Origin of the sequence: Consotaella aegiceratis, assembly GCF_036541425.1 — a bacterium.
In the GTDB taxonomy this organism is placed as follows: domain Bacteria; phylum Pseudomonadota; class Alphaproteobacteria; order Rhizobiales; family Rhizobiaceae; genus Consotaella; species Consotaella aegiceratis.
The window spans coordinates 67786-84944 of sequence record NZ_JAZHFT010000021.1; the positions used below are offsets into that span (position 1 = coordinate 67786).

Here is a 17159-nt window from a genome sequence, read left to right on the forward strand (position 1 = left end):
CGGAATGGCGAGCGGTTCCGCGGTCGCCCGGTCGAGAGTTCTCGACCTGGCGACGTTTTTCCTCGCGGCGGCGGCGGGCGTCATCCTGGTGCTCATGGTCGGGCTGGTCTGCCTGAGCGTGGTGCTGCGGTATTTCGTCAACGCACCGATCCTCGGCGTCAATGAAATCGTTCAACTCGGCGCCGTGGCCCTGGTGATGCTGGCCATGCCCTGGTGCACCGATCAGGAAGGTCATGTGCGAGCCGACGTGTTCGATGGTTTGATCGGGCACGTCGGACGCATCGTCGGAGACGTCGGCTCGCGCGTTTTGTCGGCGTCCGTCCTGGGCGTTCTCGTCTATCGGTCCTGGGACAAGATGCTGGATGCCTACGAGTACGAAGACGCGACCAACATGCTGGCGCTGCCGATCTGGCCCTTCTACGGCATCATGGCGGTCGGGATCGGCTTGTGCGTCGTGGTTCTGGCCATCCAGATCCTGCTGGTCGTGATCTCGGGCAAGGAGGCGACGTGAGCGATCTGTGGGTCGGCGTGGCGGGTTTCGCTGCGCTGTTTGTTCTGATGGTGCTGCGTACGCCCGTCGCCTTTGCAATGCTCGTCGTCGGCTATGGCGGCATGGCGATCGTCAACAGTTTCCGCTCTGCCGGTGCCGTCGTGCTCACCGAAAGCTATTCGGCGGTCACCAACTATTCGCTGATCGTGGTTCCGATGTTCGTGCTTCTCGGCAATATCGCCTCCGAGGCCGGCTTCAGCCGGGGCCTCTACGACGCGGCCAACGCCTGGGTCGGCCGGTTTCGCGGCGGACTGGCGTCTGCCTCGGTGATCGGTTGCGCGGCCTTTTCGGCGGTCAGCGGTTCGTCGGTGGCGACGGCCGTCACCATCGGCAAGGTCGCGTTGCCCGAGATGCGGCGCCTCGGCTATGCCGACGGCCTTTCGACCGGCGCGATCGCGGCCGGCGGAACATTGGGCTTCCTGATCCCTCCGTCCACCGGCTTCGTTCTCTATGCGATCCTGACGGAGGAGTCGGTCGGCCGCCTGTTCATGGCGGGCATCCTGCCGGGCGTCCTGATGGGCGGCCTCTTCATCGCGGCGGTGTGGGTGACGGTGCTGCGCAAGCCCGAGGCCGGCCTGCCGGGCCCGGCCTTGCCGTTCCGTCAGCGGTTCCGGGTTCTGCTCGGCGCGATGCCGCTGCTTGCCATCATGGTGCTGTCGATCGGCGGTATCTATGTTGGCGCCTTTACGCCGGTCGAGGCATCCGCCGTCGGCGCTGGACTGGCGATTCTCATGGCCGTCGTCCATCGCGACATGACGATGCCGAAATTCGTGCGGGCGGTGCTCGAAACGGTCCGCACCACCGCCATGCTCTATATGATCGTCATCGGCGCGAACGTGCTCAATCCGTTCCTGGCGGTGACGGGCGTGCCCGACGCCGTCGGCAGGCTGCTCGTCGCGCTCGGCCTCGGCGCCTACGGCACGCTCTTCGTCATCCTTGTCGCCTACGTGATTCTCGGCATGTTCATGGACGGCCTGGCGATGCTCGTCGTGACCCTGCCGATCTTCTTTCCGGTGATCGTCAAGTTCGGCTTCGATCCGATCTGGTTCGGCGTGGTCGCGGTGATCGTCATCGAAATGGGCATGATCACGCCCCCGGTCGGCCTCAACGTCTTCGTTCTGCGCAGCATCGCCAAGGACGTGCCGATGGCAACGATCTTCAAGGGCGTCACGCCGTTTCTTCTGGCGATGATCATCTGCCTCGCCATGATCATCGCCTTTCCCCAGATCGCGCTGATCATCCCGAACTCGATGTTCGGCTGAACCTGGCGGGTTGGCAGAAGGGCGGGTGGACGGGCGCCATGGCGCCCGGCGAAGGCGGCGGGCATCCCGGTCGGACCCGCGCCGACCGATACGTGCAAGACGCCGGACCGGAGGATCTTTCAGCCGACGGTCTTCATCGAGAAAGGGAGGATGTGATGACCAACGAACCTTGCTTTGACGTGGCTCATCTCGGCCATGTCGAGCTTCTGACCGACAAGCCGGAAGAAAGCCTCGACTTCTTCGTCAACGTCTATGGCCTCACCGAATCGGGGCGCGAGGGAGAATCGGTCTATCTGCGCGCCTGGGACGACTACGAGTTCCATACCCTCAAGCTGACGGCGGCCGAGACCACGGGCATGGGCCATGTCGCCTATCGCACCTCGTCGGAAGCGGCGCTGCGGCGGCGCGTCGATGTCATCGAGGAGATGGGTTTGGGTCTGGGCTGGACCGACGGCGATCTCGGCCATGGGAAGTCCTATCGCTTCCGCAGTCCGGACGGCCACGTGTTCGAGCTCTATTGGGAGACGAAGAGATACGATCCGCCGGCGGCCGAGCGGCCGGCCTTGAAAAACCTCGCGCAGCGGTTTCATGGCCGCGGTGTCGCGCCGCGCCGGCTCGATCATCTGAATCTCCTCGCGAGCGACGTGTCCGCGATCCGCGATTTCATGACCAAGGCGCTGGGAAGCCGCGTCACCGAGATGATCCAGCTGGACAACGGACGGCTTGGGGGCTGCTGGTTCACCGTCAACAACAAGACCTACGACGTGGCCTTCACCGAGGACCACGCCGGCGCCAAGGGACGGCTGCATCACGTCACCTATGCGACCGACAATCGCGACGAGGTGCTGCGAGCCGCCGACATCTTCCTCGAAAACGGCGTCTTCATCGAGACGGGTCCGCACAAGCACGCGGTTCAGGGTACGTTTTTCCTCTATGTCTACGAGCCGGCGGGCAACCGCATCGAGGTGGCGAATGCCGGCTCGCGTCTGATCCTCGCCCCGGACTGGCAGCCGGTCGTGTGGACAGAGATGGAGCGTAAGAAGGGCCAGGCCTGGGGCCTCAAGACGATCGAGAGCTTCCACACCCATGGCACACCGCCGGTTGCGGCGAGATGATCCGGCTGGAGATGGCGCTGAGAAGGGTTAGAGCATGATGCCGAAAAGTTGCAGACTTTTCGGACCCACATCATGCGGGAAAACAAGGGGCTAGAGCGACATGGCGATTCAATCTGAACGCATGTCGCTCTAGAGGAGCGAAGGGCCTGACAGCCCCAACCCTTTCCGGCCGGTTGGCAGCAACCTCTGAGCGAGGGAACTACACCGTCTTTCGTCGCCCTTCCCCCGGAAAGACCTTGCAGCGCAGCGCATACGACCGGGGTGCGGGCCGCATGCCGCCGAGAGGATATAGCTCAAACTTATGATGGGGGCATCATAAGGAATTGGTTCTCCGCCGGTGGAAAGGCGCAGACTGCGGCCACTGAAAAAAGGTGGCGCCGCCGGCACGCATGCATGGCGTTCCTCGCGGCCTGTGCGAACGTCCGGTGCGAAACGCTGTGTGTGCCGGGTTCGCCGCCGGACAAGGCGTCCGCAGAAAGCGGGCGCCACATGGTTGTTGGGAGGAAATATCGTGAGGTTTTTGACACTGGCTCTCGGCGCACTGCTGACGGCATCGGTCTCGTTCGGGCCGGCGTCGGCGTCCGCCGACGAGCGGATTTCGATCGGCACCGGCGGCACGGGCGGCCTGTTCTATATCATCGGCGCCGGCATGGCCGACGTGCTGAACAAGCACATGGAAGGCGCTTTCGCCCGCGCCGAGGTGACGGGCGCCTCAATCGAGAACATCCGTCGCGTCGCCGCGGATCAGATGACCTTCGGCTTTTCCTCGTCATCGACACTTTACGAGGCGAAGCACGGCGAAGGCGCCTTCAACGAGGCCCAGCCCGTCGCCGCCATGGCCTATCTCTACCCCGCCGTGCTGCAGATCGCGACGGTCGAAGGCACGGGGATCGAGAATTTCGAGGATCTCGCCGGCAAGCGGATCAATCTCGGACCTCCGGGAAGCAATTCTGCGGTGCTGGCGCAGCGGCTTCTCGAAGCCTATGGGGTCTTCGATCCCTCCAACGTCCAGTTCCTGTCCTATACCGAAGGCACGGCCGCCCTTCTCAACCAGACGCTCGATGCGACGGTGGTGCTGGCCGGCGCTCCGACCTCGGCCCTGATCGATCTCGGCGCCCAGCGCGAGATGCATCTGTTGTCGCTGGACGAGGACAAGCTGGGCGACCTTCTCAAGGACTACCCGTTCTACCAGATCTATGAAATCGAGCCCGGCACCTATGCCGGCCAGGACAGCACGGTCACGGTGATCAACGACCCGGCGACGATCTTCACCAAGGCCGACGCGAGCGACGATCTGATTTACGGGATCACCCAGGCGATTTTCGACAATCTGCCGGAACTGGCCCAGGTCCACCCGCAGGCCAAGGCGATCTCGACGGATACGGCCACCAAGACGCCGATCGATCTGCATCCGGGCGCTGCGCGCTTCTTCGACGAAAAGAAATGAGCGTCTGAGCGGAACGTCCCATGTCTGCCTTCATGGATAGGCTTCGGCTGCGCCCCGAGAAGCGGCGCAGCCAGAGCGAGGTCAACGCCGTATCCCTGCTCTTTGCGCTGCTGGCGGTGATGACCGCGGCGCTGGTCATCTACGGCGCCTATTTCGGCGGAATCACCGCTCTCATTCTCCGCTCGGTGTTCTTCTCCGTGGTTTCCGCGGCAGGCATGATTCATCTGGGACTGGTGGTCGGCAAAAGCCCCTGGCGCTTCATCCTGTATGCGCTGGCTTTGGTCGCCCTGGTGCCGGGGCCCTATCTCTGGCATTCCTATATCGACATCATCATGCGCGGCGCGATGTCGACGGAGGTCGATCAGTTGATCTTCGTCGGTCTTCTGATCATCGTTCTTACCTTGACGCGCATGTCGCTGGGCTGGGCGCTCGTCACCCTGGTCGTCGCCGCGCTCGTCTATGCCTATTTCGGCTATCTCATTCCCGGCAAATATGGCCATGGCGGCTATGACCTCGCCCGTCTCGCCTCGACGCTGATGCTGTCGACGGAAGGCGTCTACGGGGTGCCGATGGGCGTCGCGGTGGAATACATCTTCCTCTTCGCCTTCCTCGGCACGCTTTTGATGAAGATCGGCACCGGCGAGGTGTTCGTCGACATCGCGCGCGGCATCACCGGCCGCGTCAACGGCGGCCCGGGCCTCTCGGCCGCCCTGTCGAGCGCGCTGATGGGCACCATCAACGGCAGTGCCGTCGCCAACGTCGTGACCACCGGCACCTTCACCATCCCGCTGATGAAACGGGTCGGCTATACCGCCGTGACCGCGGGCGCCATCGAGGCGGCTGCGGCCTCGGCCGGACAGATTCTGCCGCCGGTGATGGGCGCGACGGCCTTCCTCATGGCCGAAGTGATCGGGGTGCCCTATGGCCAGATCGCATTGGCGGCGGCAATCCCGAGCCTGCTCTATGTCGGCGCCCTTCTGGTGGCTGTGCGTCTGGAAGCGGGGCGCCTCGGCCTCGGCAAGGACGAAAGCGCCAATGCGGCTCTCATCTTCAGCACGTTGCGGCGGCGTGGCTATCTGCTGCTGCCGCTCGTCGGACTGATCGCGCTGCTGGCAATGGACTACACGCCCACCCGGGCTGCCGTCATGTGCATCGTCTTCGGCCTTCTGATTTCGCCCTGGCACAAGGATACGCGCATCGGACCGCTGGGCCTCGTGCTGGTCTGCCGCGACACGCTGCTGTCCACCATCCCGATCATCGCCGCTGTCGCGGCCGCGGGCATCGTCATCGGCGTGCTGAACCTGACGGGTCTCGGGCTGATGCTGTCCGGCCTGATCCTCGAGCTCGGCGGCTCGTCCCTGTGGCTGATCCTGCTTCTGACGGCCTTCACCTCGTTCGTTCTCGGCATGGGACTGCCGACGTCGGCCGCCTACCTGCTGCTGGCGGTCCTGGTGGCCCCGGCCTTGACGCAACTCGGCATGCCGCCGATCGCCGCCCACATGTTCATCTTCTACTACGGGATGATCTCGGCGATCACGCCGCCGGTGGCCCTTGCCGCCTTCGCGGCCGCCAGCATCTCGGGAGCCGACGCCACCGCCACGGGATGGGAGGCCTGCCGTCTCGGCTTCGTTCTGCTGCTCATCCCCTTCATCTTCGCCGAGATGAACGGGCTGCTGATGATCGGCAGCGGGCTGGAGATCTTCATCGCCTGCGTCCTGGCGACGATCGGCGTGCTGGGGCTCTGCGTGTGCTTCGCCGGATGGCTGGGGCGGGTGCTCAACCTCGGCGAGCGCCTGGCCTTCCTCGTCGGCGGCGTTCTCGTCATGTGGCCGGCCAAGGTCGCCGACGTCAGCGCGGCGACGCTCGCGATCCGGATTGCCGGCGTCGTCATCCTGGCGGTGATGGCGGGCCGCCTGTTCAATCAAATGGCTGCCCAACGTCGGCAGCTTTCGAGAATCTGAAAAGGACCTCCCATGTCGGCTGAGAACCTGCCCTTCTGCGCTACGCCGAAGCGGCCCGACATTGCTTTGCCTGCCAATGCCTGCGACGCCCATTGCCATGTCTTCGGGCCGGCGGCGCGCTTTCCCTTCGCGCCGGAGCGGACCTATACGCCCGTCGACGCGCCCAAGGAGAAGCTCTTCGCGCTTCACGAACTGCTGGGCTTGAAGCGTACCGTTCTCGTCCAGGCCAGCTGTCACGGCACCGACAACGCCGCGATGCTCGACATGATCGCCGCCGATCCGGAGCATTGCCGCGGCGTCGCCATGGTCAAAAAGGACGTCAGCGAGGCCGAGCTCGAGGCGCTCCACGAGGGTGGCGTTCGCGGCGTGCGGTTCAATTTCGTCGCCCATCTCGGCAAGGACGCCGATTTCGACGCCATCCGCGCGATCGTCGCCAAGATCGCACCGCTGGGATGGCACGCGGTCGTCCATTTCGACGCCGAGAAACTGGAGACGCTGGCGCCCTTCCTCAAGGAACTGCCGGTGCCCATGGTGGTCGACCACATGGGCCGGGTCGATGCCTCGAAGGGCCTCGACCAGCCGGCGTTCCAGATGCTCTGCGAACTCATGGACGACGAGCGTTTCTGGGTGAAGGTGTGCGGCTCGGAGCGCATTTCGCGCGCCGGACCGCCCTTCCACGACGCCGTGCCGTTCGCCCGCTGCCTGGTCGAGCGTTTCACCGATCGGGTTCTCTGGGGCACCGACTGGCCGCACCCCAACATCAAGGAAAACATGCCCGACGACGGCGCCCTGGTGGACCTTCTGGCGCTGATCGCGCCGACGCCCATGCTGCTCCAGGCGCTGCTCGTCGACAACCCCACCCGTCTCTACTGGCCCGAGAAAGCCTGAAGAGCCGTCCCCGGATACTGAAGACGCCTTGGCCGGGTCGAGGCATAGAACGAATGGAGATTCCCATGGCAAACAAGACAGCGCTGGTGATCAGCGCCCATTCGGCCGATTTCGTCTGGCGCTGCGGCGGCGCCATCGCCCTGCATCAGAAGAAGGGCTACGACGTCACGGTGGTCTGCCTGTCCTATGGCGAGCGCGGCGAGAGCGCCAAGCTCTGGAAGCAGGAAGGCATCACGCTGGAGGCCGTGAAGAGCGGCCGCCGCAAGGAGGCCGAGAACGCCGCCGCCGCGCTCGGCGCCCACGAGATCCAGTTCTTCGATCTCGGCGACTATCCGCTGGAGATGGATCGCGAGGCGAAGTTCCGGCTGGTGGACGTCATCCGCAAGGTACAGCCGGCCTTCATGCTGTCCCACTCGCTGGACGATCCCTACAACACCGATCACCCCTACGCGACCAAGATGGCGCTCGAATGCCGCATGGTCGCCCAGGCCTGGGGCCACAATCCCGGCGAAAAGGTGCTCGGCGCGCCGCAGCTCTATCTCTTCGAGCCGCACCAGACCGAGCAGTGCGGCTGGAAGCCCGACACCATCCTCGACATCACCGAGGTCTGGGACCAGAAGCGCGCGGCGATCGAGTGCATGGAAGGCCAGCAGCACCTCTGGCACTACTACACCAACGTCGCGGAGAACCGCGGCAACCAGTTCCGCCGCAATTCCGGCGGCCAGGCGGGAGGGCGCGAGGCGAAATACGCTGAAGCCTTCCAGTCGATCTTTCCTCGAACCGTGGATGAACTCTGATGGGCGTGGTCGTTCAGAACATCGAGCGCGCCGATCCGGCGGTGGTCGTCGGCCTGGCGGAATGCGGCGTGGCGACCGTGCACGAGGCGCAGGGACGCAAGGGTCTTCTCGCCTCCTACATGCGCCCGATCTATTCGGGCGCCCGGGTAGCCGCCTCTGCCGTGACCATTTCGGCGCCGCCCTGCGACAACTGGATGATCCATGTCGCCGTCGAACAGGTGAAGCCGGGCGACATTCTGGTGCTCGCGCCGACCTCGCCCTCGGATGCAGGCTATTTCGGCGATCTGCTGGCGACGTCGCTCAAGGCTCACGGCTGCGCCGGCCTGGTGATCGAGGGCGGCGTGCGCGACATCCGCGATCTCACCGAGATGCAGTTCCCGGTCTGGTCCAAGGCGGTTTGTGCCCAAGGCGCGGTCAAGGAGACGCTCGGATCGGTCAACGTGCCGATCGTCTGTGCGGGGGCGCTGGTCAATCCGGGCGACGTCATCGTTGCCGATGACGACGGGGTCTGCGTCGTGCGCCGCGAAGAGGCTGCTGCCGTTCTCGAGGCCTCGCAGAAGCGTGTCGCCAACGAAGAGATGAAGCGCGCCCGGTTTGCCGCCGGCGAACTCGGCCTCGACATGTACAAGATGCGCGAGCGGCTGGCCGAGAAGGGCCTGAAATATGTCTAGTCCCGCAGGCGGTGTCCGCTGCATGTGGATGCGAGGCGGCACGTCGAAGGGCGGCTATTTCCTGGCCGAGGATCTGCCGGACGATCGCGAGGCGCGCGATGCCTTTCTGCTCGGCGTCATGGGCTCGCCCGACGATCGCCAGATCGACGGCATGGGCGGCGCCGACCCGCTGACCTCCAAGGTCGCCGTGGTCAAGGCATCCGACCGGCCGGGCATCGATGTCGACTATCTGTTTCTTCAGGTCTTCGTCGATCGACCCGTGGTGACCGACGCCCAGAACTGCGGCAACATCCTTGCCGGCGTCGGGCCCTTCGCCATCGAGCGTGGCCTGGTGGCGGCCCAGGACGGCGCGACGGACGTGTCCATCTTCATGGAAAACACGGGCCAGATCGCCGTTGCCTCGGTCCAGACGCCGGACGGCCGCGTCGCCTATTGCGGCGAGGCGCGCATCGACGGCGTGCCCGGCACGGCGGCGGCGATCCCGATTGCCTTCCAGGATACGGCGGGCTCGTCCTGCGGAGCGCTGCTGCCGACCGGCCATGCCGTCGACGAGATCGAGGGCGTGACGGTGACGATGATCGACAACGGCATGCCTTGCGTCGTCATGCGCGCGTCCGATCTCGGCATCACCGGCGAGGAAGAGCCGAAGGATCTGGAAGCCGATGCCGAACTTCGGCAAAGGCTCGAGGCGATCCGTCTCAAGGCCGGACCGCTGATGAACCTCGGCGACGTCACCGACAAGTCGGTGCCGAAGATGACGATGGTCTCGAAAGCCAGGAACGGAGGCGCGATCTCCACCCGCACCTTCATCCCGCATCGCTGCCATGCGGCCATCGGCGTTCTCGGCGCCGTCAGCGTGGCGACCGCCTGCCTGCTCGACGGCAGCCCGGCGGCAGAGCTGGCCGACATTCCGGAGGGCACGGAGAAGCTTCTGTCGATCGAACATCCGACCGGCGAGATGACCGTCGTGGCCACGATGGACGCGAAGGGAGAGGTGTCGAAGGCGGCCATCCTGCGCACCGCGCGCAAGCTGTTCGACGGCACCGTCTTCGCCGGCAGCCGATAGCCTGATACCCGAAACCGGCAGGCGGCGCCGAAGCAGTCGACGCCGCCTGCGCCCGAGATTCGAACGTTTCGGCCTGTCGGGGCGCTTGTGTGCGAGCGGTTGCGCTCGTCGCCGCTGTCCGCCGGTGCTTGACTCGCGCGGCTGGATCGCCGTCATGAAGGCGTCGGTTCGAAGCCCCGCTCGCCGAGCGGGCCGGAGGCAGCGGGGCAATCTCCATGTTCGATATCAAGGATGTCGAGATCGTTCGCATGGTCGTCAGGCATGGCGGATTTCGTGCGGCGGCGGCCCAGCTCAGGCTCTCGCAATCCGCGGTCTCGGCGCGGATCGCCGGGCTGGAGGATCGCCTGGGCGTGGAACTCTTTGACCGCAAGAAGCGCCGCGGCAGCCTCACGCCGGCCGGTCGCACATTTCTCGATCAGACCGCACGCCTGACCGAAATGCGCGACCGCATCATCAGCGGTCTGACGCAGGAGGCCGGCTTCGCGGGAACGATCCGCATCGGCGTCGCCGAGACCATCGTTCACACCTGGCTGCCGCGGATGATGACGCTCGTCCACGAACGCTTTCCCAATTTGCGCATCGAACTGGCCGTCGACACCTCCCAGACGCTCGCCGCGAAGCTGCTCGAGGACGAGTTGGACGTCGCGGTGATGATGGAGGAACTGGTGCCGGCTCGGGCACAGAGCCATTTCGTCTTCGCCAGCGCGATCGACTGGTTTGCGGCGGCCGACGCCGATGTCGCGCAAGACCGACTGACGGTGCAGGGCCTCGCTCTGTGGCCGATCGTCACCTTTCCAAAGGGAACCTTGCCCTACCGCGACCTGGAGACGATCTTCGCCGCCGCCGACATTCATGCGCTGCCTCTGCTGCACGGATGCGCGTCGCTGTCGGCGGCCCTCCACCTCGTCCTAACCGATTTCGGCATCGGCGTCCTGCCGATCAGCATGATCGAGGCCGAAGTCAAAGCCGGTCGGATCCGCCGGCTCGATACCGTGCCGGAGGCAAAGCCCAAGGCGTTGCGCTTCGTCTTCGCGCATATGGCCACGCTGGGGCGGCCGCTGGCGGAGGCCTTGCGCGCCTGCGCAGACCAGGCAGTGGGATCTCGAAACGATCGATAAATACGATCAAGATGATCGATAATTGATCGATTGACTACGTCACCCATGCATCGGACTATCGATTTGCTGCAATGATGCGCAATCGAGAAAGATGCCCATCGAATGGACATAGGGACAGGACGCGCTGTTATACCGTCGCCGGGCGATCTGCGCCGCCGGATCCGGTCCGGCACGTTCAGCGGCCAGACGAGCGGACAGGCGCCCGGCTTTCTCCAGGGCAATCTGGCGATCCTGCCCCAGTCCTTCGCCGACGACTTCCTGCGTTTCTGCGTTCTCAATCCCAAGCCCTGCCCTCTGCTCGGCATAGGCCAGACCGGCGATCCCCGACTGCCCGGTCTCGGCGAGGATCTCGACATCCGCACGGATGTGCCGCTCTATCGCATCTTCCATGACGGCGAGCCGGGCGACGCCGTGCGCGACCTGACGGCGGTCTGGCGGGACGATTTCGTGTCGTTCGTCATCGGCTGTTCCTTTTCGTTCGAGGATGCCCTGGAACGCGCGGGAATCCACGTGCCGCATGTCACCGCCGGCACGAACGTGCCGATGTACGTCACCACGATCGAGACCGCGGCCGCCGGCCCGTTCGGCGGACCGATGGTGGTCTCGATGCGGGCCTTCCAGCCCCGCGACGCGATCCGCGCGATGGTCCTGTCCGATCGCCAGCCGCTTGCCCACGGTGCACCGCTGCATTTCGGCGACCCGGCCGCGATCGGCATTGCCGATCTGATGAAGCCCGATTTCGGCGATCCGCCGGTCATCGCCGACGGCGAGGTGCCTGTCTTCTGGGCCTGCGGCGTCACCCCCCAGATGGCAATCCGGCGCGCCCGCCCGGACATCGCCATCACCCACGAACCCGGCCACATGCTGGTGACCGATCTCCCCGCCGAGCGGGGTTTCTGATCGTTCAGCGCAGACGCGCATTCAAGCCTTCCAATCCACGGAGCCAAGACATGAAAGCACTTCTCGCCAGTCTCATGATCTCGACCAGCCTCGTCGGCGCAACGCTGCCGGCATCGGCCCAGGACCTGGAAGACACCACGCTCTCGGTGGTCGGAAGCTGGAGCAATCTTCCGCTCTACCAGGATTTCGAAGAGCCGTTCTGGACCAAGACCCTGCCGGAGGACTCCAGCGGAGCCATCGACGTGCAGATGACGACCTTCGACCAGATGGGCATCCAAGGCGCGGACGTGTTCCGCATGCTCGGCGACGGCGTCTTCGACATCGGCATGACCGTCGGCGACTACACGGTCGGCGATGCGCCGGAACTGGAGGGTCTCGACGTTCCCCTGATCGCCACCGATGCCGAAGAGGAGCACAAGGTCGTCGACGCCGCGCGGCCGATGGTCGAGGACATCATGGCGGATCGCTTCAATTCGAAGCTGCTGGCGATCGCGCCCTATCCGCCGCAGGTGGTGTTCTGCAACGCCGACGTCGGAAGCCTGGCCGATCTGAAGGGCAAGAAGGTGCGCGCGTCGGGCCGCATGACCGCGATCTTTCTGGAGAAACTCGGCGCGGAAGGGATCACGCTGGCCTTTTCCGAAGTTCCCGGCGCCCTGGAGCGCGGCGTCATCGACTGTGCCGTGACGGGCGCGGGCTCCGGCTACAGCGCCGGCTGGTGGGAGTCCTCGACGCATCTTCTGACGCTGCCGCTCGGCGGCTGGGATCCGGTGATCACGGCGATGAACCGCGACAAGTGGAACGAGCTGTCGCCGGGCGTGCAGTCCTTCCTGCAGGACGAGGTCAAGACGAAGTTCGAGGACCAGGCCTGGGCCGACGCCAGCGATGCCCTGGCCCGGGATGTCGCCTGCCTGACCGGCGATGGCGAGTGCGCGGCCGGCGAGCCCGCCACGATGACGCTCGTCGAGCCGACCGATGCCGACCGCGAACTGGCGGAAAAGGTGCTGAAAGAGGACGTGCTGCCGGACTGGGCCGAGCGCGCCGGCGGCGATTGGGTGAAGCGCTGGAACGACACGGTCGGCAAGGTCGCCGGTGTCACCGTCGAGGCGCAATAAACTCGAAGGTTCGAGCCGATGATCGAAGGCCAGACAATGCGCGGCGGCCCGGCTGGGGTCGCCGCGATCTTCGCCCGCATCAATCGAGCGATCGCCGCCATCGCCGGTGTCGCCCTTCTCGGCACGGGCCTGCTGATCCTGCTGGAGATCGTTCTGCGGCAGACCGCCGTCGGCAGCATCGGCGGGTCGGACGAGATCTCGGGCTACGTCATGGCGTGCGTGGCGACCTGGGGCTTCGCCTTCGCGGTCACGGAGCGGGCGCACGTTCGCATCAATCTTCTGCAGGCGCGCCTGCCTCTGTTCGGCCAGGGCGTTTTCGATCTTCTGGCGCTCGCCAGCCTGTTCGTCATCGCCTGCCTCGTGTCGGTTTATGCTTGGGATGTTCTGGGCAAGACGCTGGCCCGCAACTCGCATGCGAACACGCCGCTGGCGACGCCGCTCTGGATTCCGCAATCGATCTGGTTCGCCGGCTGGGTCTGGCTCACCGTCGTCGCCGGAATCCTGCTGGTCTGCGTGGCGGTTCTGGCCGCCCGGCGCGAGTGGGACCAGGTCAAGGCGATGGCCGGCGGCGGCACCGAAACCGGAGAACCTTGATGATCTGGTCTGTCGGTTTCGGCCTTCTCGGCCTCCTGGCGCTGTCGCTGCCGGTGGGTGTCGTCCTGTTCCTTCTCGGGATCGGGATCGACGTGTTCTTCTCGCCCTTCCCCCTGATCCGAGGGCTTGGGCAGGTCGTCTATTCGTCTTCGGACAGTTTCCTGCTGATCGCGATCCCGTTCTTCGTGCTGCTCGGCGAAATCCTGGTACGGGCCGGCATCGCGGAGCGGACCTACAGCGCTCTCGACGCCTGGTTCTCGTGGCTGCCCGGCGGCCTCGTCCACGCCAATATCGGCACGGCGACGCTGTTTTCGGCCACGTCCGGCTCGTCGGTGGCGACCGCAGCCACCGTCGCGACGGTCGCCATGCCGCAGGCCGACCGCCTCGGCTACGATCCGAAACTCTTCGCCGGGGCCATCGCGGCGGGCGGCACGCTCGGTATCCTGATCCCGCCGTCGATCAACCTCATCGTCTATGGCTTCCTGACGGAAACGTCCGTGCCGCGGCTGTTCCTGGCCGGGCTCGTCCCCGGCCTGCTCATGGCGGTCGGCTTCATGGTCGTCACCGCGCTGATCTGCAGCCGAAGACCGGAACTCGGCGGCCCCAGCCGCAGCTTTTCATGGCGCGAGCGCATCGCCGGCCTTCGCCATCTGATCCCGATCGCCCTGCTCTTCGGCGTCGTGGTCGGCTCGATCTACGAGGGCTGGGCGACGCCGACGGAGGCGGCGGCGATCGGTGTGGCGATGGCCTTCGTCATCGCGGCCTTCCATCGCGCCGTCACCCTCACGATGATCACCGAGGCGCTGCTCGGCACCGTGCGCACCACGGCGATGATCATGTTCGTGATCGTCGGCGCCTATTTCCTGAACTATACGCTCGCCGCCGCCGGCCTCGGACGTCAGCTGACGGATCTTCTGGAAAATCTCGGCCTCGGCCCCTACGGCACGCTGGTCGTGGTGATCCTGCTCTATATCGTCCTCGGCTTTTTCATCGAGACGCTGTCCTTGATGATCGCGACCATCCCGATCGTCGTTCCGATCATCGCCGAACTTGGTTTCGACAAGGTCTGGTTCGGCGTCTTGATGATCGTGCTGATCGAGATGGCGCTGATCACACCGCCGGTCGGCCTCAACCTCTATGTGGTCCAGGGTGCCCGCACCAAGGGCACGCTGACCGACGTGATGGTGGGCGTGATCCCCTATGTCTTCACTATGCTGCTGATGGTCGTCGCCCTGGTGCTGTTCCCGAGCCTGGCGCTGTTCCTCGCCGACGGCGTCTGACCCGCAGCCAACCCTCAAGGTGCCGTTTTGACCTCTCGATTGACCTTCGACGCGGTCGGCCGCGATGCCGTGACCGTGACGCTCGAAAACGCCGTGATCGCCGGCTGGACCGGCCGCGACCAGGCGGCGGTGGACCACCACATCGCCGAACTGGAGGCGATCGGCGTGGCGCCGCCTTCCACCGTGCCGCTGTTCTATCACGTCGGCGCGCAACTGCTGACCCAGTCGCCGCTCATCGAGGTCGTCGGCACGGCCTCGTCGGGCGAAATCGAACCGTTGCTCCTGGACGACGGCAACGCCCTCTACCTCGGTCTCGGCTCCGACCACACTGACCGCGACCTCGAAGCCCAATCGGTGGCTCTGTCGAAGCAGGTCTGCCCGAAACCCGTCGCTTCGACGCTGTGGCGCTTCGAGGAGGTGAGTGACCACCTCGACGAGATCCGTCTGCAATCCTTCGTCCGCGACGACATGGCGGCCGATTGGGTGTCCTATCAGGATGGCCCGATGGCCAAGATCCGGCCCCTCGCCGACCTCATGGCGCGCTGTCCCCTGGCCTTGGAGGGCGGGCGACTGACGCCCGGCACCGCGATGATGTGCGGAACGCTTGGCGTTCTTGCCGGCGGCGTAAGGCCGGCGCGCCACTTTCGCATGGTCATGAGCGATCCGGTGCTTGGCCGCAGCATCACGCACCAGTATGAGTGCCGGGTCCTGCCTGTCGTAAGCTGAGGAACCCGTCATGGATCGTCTATCACCGCTGAAGCGCGCCGCCGGCCGCCTGTCCTTTCGTGCGGTGGATCGCGCGGCGCAGGCCGTTGCCCGCGTGCTCGATCTCGACGAGTCTGTCGCCGGCGCGATCTTCACGCGCTTCGATGCGGCCAAGATCATGGGCGAGGCCGAGCGGCTGGATGGCGACAGAGCCCGTCTCGACGCCCCGCTGGCTGGCCTGCTGGTGACGATCAAGGATCTGTTCGACGAGGCGGGCGAAATCACCACGGCCGGTTCCGTGCAGCTTGCGGGGCGCCAGCCGGCATCGAGCGACGCCGAGGTCGTCCGCCGGCTGCGCGACGCCGGTGCCGTCTTGTGCGGGCGCACGGCCATGTCCGAATTCGCCTATTCCGGCGTCGGGCTGAACCCGCATTTCGGCACGCCCGGCAACAGCCACGATCCGGAACGGATTTCCGGCGGGTCGTCGTCCGGCGGTGCGATCGCCGTCGCCTTCGGCATCGTCGATGCGGCACTCGGCTCCGACACCGGCGGCTCGATCCGCATTCCCGCCGCCTTCAACGCGTTGGCCGGTTTCAAGCCGACCCAGATGTCCGTGCCGCGCGACGGCGTGTTTCCTCTCTCGGCCACGCTCGACAGCGTCGGTCCGATCGCGCCGGATATCGCCACCTGCGCGGCGCTTCATGCGGTGCTGTCCGGCGCGGCGCGGCCGGAAGCCCCGGCCGCGGATGTTTCCGGTTTGCGCCTTGGCGTGCTGCGCACCGTCCTGACCCAGGACATGGATCGCCAGGTCGCCGCCGATTTCGACGCCGCGCTCGCCGCCCTGGCGGAGGCCGGCGCCACGCTGGAGGATGTCGAGTTCGCGCCGCTGGCCGAGGCGGGCGCCGTCAATCGGCTGATCGTCGCCTCCGAGGCCCATGCGACCCACGAAGCCTACCTCGACCAGCTGGAGACCACCGGCGATCCGCATGTCCTGAAGCGCATTCGCGCGGCGGAGACCTTTGCGCCGGGCGAGGTGGACGAGGCGCGCCGCATCCGCCGGGACGCGACGGCCGCCTTTGCCGAGCTTGCCGCCGGCTACGACGCGTTCATCGCACCGACCGTGCCGATCGTGCCGCCGAGGATTGCCGACGTGGAGGCCGACTTCGACCGGCTCAACGGGCTGATCCTGCGCAATCCCTCGACGGTGAACTTCCTCGACGGCTGCGCGGCGACCATCCCGATGCACGTGTCCGGAGACCTGCCCACCGGCCTGATGATCGTCGGCTCCGGCGGCGCCGACTGGCGCATCCTGGCCATCGCCGCAGCGCTCGAAGACGTCGTCTCCACCCGTTGACGGCGCTGAGTGTCTCTGGCGACCGGGCAAAACGACAGGCTTACGATCGTAATTACCCACCCTCGTTTCCGACTTGCGCGTTCAGGCGCGTTCAGGCGCTGAGGGTGTGACGGATGGTCTGGAAAGGGTTGGCGCCGTTTCGCAGTCGAGCGGTATCGACGACGGTGCGGATGTCGGCCTCTCCTTGGGCGGCCCAGAGGGCGCGATATCCGTTGGTGACCTTGCGCTGGATGACAGCGGGTCGGAGCGCGCGTTCGCAGGCATTGTTGGTCGCCTCGAGCGCTCCAGGCCAGTCGGCGAAGGTGAGAAGCTGATTTCTGGCGCGGCGGAATTTGTGCT

The 17159-nt window shown here is 65.7% G+C and carries 17 protein-coding genes; 16 read left to right on the forward strand and 1 reads right to left on the reverse strand.

What is annotated here, in order from left to right; all coding sequences use genetic code 11:
* Positions 1–4: 4 nt before the first annotated feature.
* The 16 genes from SMD10_RS14910 (at position 5) to SMD10_RS14985 (ending at position 16820) form a co-directional block, all read left to right on the forward strand.
* Entirely contained in the window at positions 5–511 is a 507-nt protein-coding gene (locus SMD10_RS14910) for a TRAP transporter small permease (protein ID WP_331686504.1), read from the forward strand.
* Positions 508–1812 (forward strand): TRAP transporter large permease, encoded by a 1305-nt coding sequence (locus tag SMD10_RS14915; protein ID WP_331686505.1) that lies wholly within the window; start codon positions 508–510, stop codon positions 1810–1812. The genes SMD10_RS14910 and SMD10_RS14915 overlap by 4 nt, the downstream gene beginning before the upstream one ends.
* A gap of 155 nt (positions 1813–1967) precedes the next feature.
* The gene (locus tag SMD10_RS14920; RefSeq protein ID WP_331686506.1) at positions 1968–2927 is read left to right on the forward strand and encodes a catechol 2,3-dioxygenase; all 960 of its coding nucleotides are present in this window, start codon (positions 1968–1970) and stop codon (positions 2925–2927) included.
* 511 nt (positions 2928–3438) lie between these two features.
* Positions 3439–4374, forward strand: coding sequence for a TAXI family TRAP transporter solute-binding subunit (locus tag SMD10_RS14925; RefSeq protein WP_331686507.1), 936 nt, complete (start codon positions 3439–3441; stop codon positions 4372–4374).
* Between the two features lie 20 nt (positions 4375–4394).
* Entirely contained in the window at positions 4395–6335 is a 1941-nt protein-coding gene (locus SMD10_RS14930; RefSeq protein WP_331686508.1) for a TRAP transporter permease, read from the forward strand.
* 12 nt (positions 6336–6347) lie between these two features.
* On the forward strand, positions 6348–7223 hold the full coding sequence (locus SMD10_RS14935; protein ID WP_331686509.1) for an amidohydrolase family protein: 876 nt from the start codon (positions 6348–6350) through the stop codon (positions 7221–7223).
* Positions 7224–7288: 65 nt separating this feature from the next.
* Complete coding sequence (locus tag SMD10_RS14940) at positions 7289–8020, forward strand: PIG-L deacetylase family protein (RefSeq protein ID WP_331686510.1); 732 nt, start codon at positions 7289–7291, stop codon at positions 8018–8020.
* Positions 8020–8691 (forward strand): 4-carboxy-4-hydroxy-2-oxoadipate aldolase/oxaloacetate decarboxylase, encoded by a 672-nt coding sequence (locus SMD10_RS14945; protein ID WP_331686511.1) that lies wholly within the window; start codon positions 8020–8022, stop codon positions 8689–8691. Before SMD10_RS14940 ends, SMD10_RS14945 begins: the two co-directional genes overlap by 1 nt.
* A complete protein-coding gene (locus SMD10_RS14950) occupies positions 8684–9757 on the forward strand; it encodes a 4-oxalomesaconate tautomerase (protein WP_331686512.1) in 1074 nt (357 codons plus the stop codon). Before SMD10_RS14945 ends, SMD10_RS14950 begins: the two co-directional genes overlap by 8 nt.
* 215 nt (positions 9758–9972) lie before the next feature.
* A complete protein-coding gene (locus SMD10_RS14955) occupies positions 9973–10875 on the forward strand; it encodes a LysR family transcriptional regulator (protein ID WP_331686513.1) in 903 nt (300 codons plus the stop codon).
* Positions 10876–10977: 102 nt separating this feature from the next.
* A complete protein-coding gene (locus SMD10_RS14960; RefSeq protein WP_331686514.1) occupies positions 10978–11775 on the forward strand; it encodes a putative hydro-lyase in 798 nt (265 codons plus the stop codon).
* A 50-nt stretch (positions 11776–11825) separates the two neighbouring features.
* A complete protein-coding gene (locus SMD10_RS14965) occupies positions 11826–12887 on the forward strand; it encodes a TRAP transporter substrate-binding protein (RefSeq protein WP_331686515.1) in 1062 nt (353 codons plus the stop codon).
* An 18-nt stretch (positions 12888–12905) separates the two neighbouring features.
* A complete protein-coding gene (locus SMD10_RS14970; protein WP_331686516.1) occupies positions 12906–13481 on the forward strand; it encodes a TRAP transporter small permease subunit in 576 nt (191 codons plus the stop codon).
* On the forward strand, positions 13481–14761 hold the full coding sequence (locus tag SMD10_RS14975; protein ID WP_331686517.1) for a TRAP transporter large permease: 1281 nt from the start codon (positions 13481–13483) through the stop codon (positions 14759–14761). The genes SMD10_RS14970 and SMD10_RS14975 overlap by 1 nt, the downstream gene beginning before the upstream one ends.
* A 27-nt stretch (positions 14762–14788) precedes the next feature.
* A complete protein-coding gene (locus tag SMD10_RS14980) occupies positions 14789–15487 on the forward strand; it encodes a DUF2848 domain-containing protein (RefSeq protein WP_331686518.1) in 699 nt (232 codons plus the stop codon).
* 10 nt (positions 15488–15497) lie between these two features.
* On the forward strand, positions 15498–16820 hold the full coding sequence (locus SMD10_RS14985) for an amidase (protein WP_331686519.1): 1323 nt from the start codon (positions 15498–15500) through the stop codon (positions 16818–16820).
* Between the two features lie 91 nt (positions 16821–16911).
* Here the strand turns inward: SMD10_RS14985 and SMD10_RS14990 are convergent.
* The coding region (locus tag SMD10_RS14990) for an IS66 family transposase (protein ID WP_331686520.1) at positions 16912–17159 on the reverse strand (248 nt) is incomplete at its 5' end.

What these genes read in the sequence shown, in the direction of transcription:
- SMD10_RS14985 (WP_331686519.1), top strand. Translation starts at nt 15,498, where the DNA reads ATGGATCGTCTATCACCGCTGAAGCGCGCCGCCGGCCGCCTGTCCTTT.
- SMD10_RS14970 (WP_331686516.1), top strand. Translation starts at nt 12,906, where the DNA reads ATGATCGAAGGCCAGACAATGCGCGGCGGCCCGGCTGGGGTCGCCGCG.
- SMD10_RS14965 (WP_331686515.1), top strand. Translation starts at nt 11,826, where the DNA reads ATGAAAGCACTTCTCGCCAGTCTCATGATCTCGACCAGCCTCGTCGGC.
- SMD10_RS14950 (WP_331686512.1), top strand. Translation starts at nt 8,684, where the DNA reads ATGTCTAGTCCCGCAGGCGGTGTCCGCTGCATGTGGATGCGAGGCGGC.
- SMD10_RS14930 (WP_331686508.1), top strand. Translation starts at nt 4,395, where the DNA reads ATGTCTGCCTTCATGGATAGGCTTCGGCTGCGCCCCGAGAAGCGGCGC.
- SMD10_RS14935 (WP_331686509.1), top strand. Translation starts at nt 6,348, where the DNA reads ATGTCGGCTGAGAACCTGCCCTTCTGCGCTACGCCGAAGCGGCCCGAC.
- SMD10_RS14940 (WP_331686510.1), top strand. Translation starts at nt 7,289, where the DNA reads ATGGCAAACAAGACAGCGCTGGTGATCAGCGCCCATTCGGCCGATTTC.
- SMD10_RS14975 (WP_331686517.1), top strand. Translation starts at nt 13,481, where the DNA reads ATGATCTGGTCTGTCGGTTTCGGCCTTCTCGGCCTCCTGGCGCTGTCG.
- SMD10_RS14960 (WP_331686514.1), top strand. Translation starts at nt 10,978, where the DNA reads ATGGACATAGGGACAGGACGCGCTGTTATACCGTCGCCGGGCGATCTG.
- SMD10_RS14945 (WP_331686511.1), top strand. Translation starts at nt 8,020, where the DNA reads ATGGGCGTGGTCGTTCAGAACATCGAGCGCGCCGATCCGGCGGTGGTC.
- SMD10_RS14955 (WP_331686513.1), top strand. Translation starts at nt 9,973, where the DNA reads ATGTTCGATATCAAGGATGTCGAGATCGTTCGCATGGTCGTCAGGCAT.
- SMD10_RS14910 (WP_331686504.1), top strand. Translation starts at nt 5, where the DNA reads ATGGCGAGCGGTTCCGCGGTCGCCCGGTCGAGAGTTCTCGACCTGGCG.
- SMD10_RS14920 (WP_331686506.1), top strand. Translation starts at nt 1,968, where the DNA reads ATGACCAACGAACCTTGCTTTGACGTGGCTCATCTCGGCCATGTCGAG.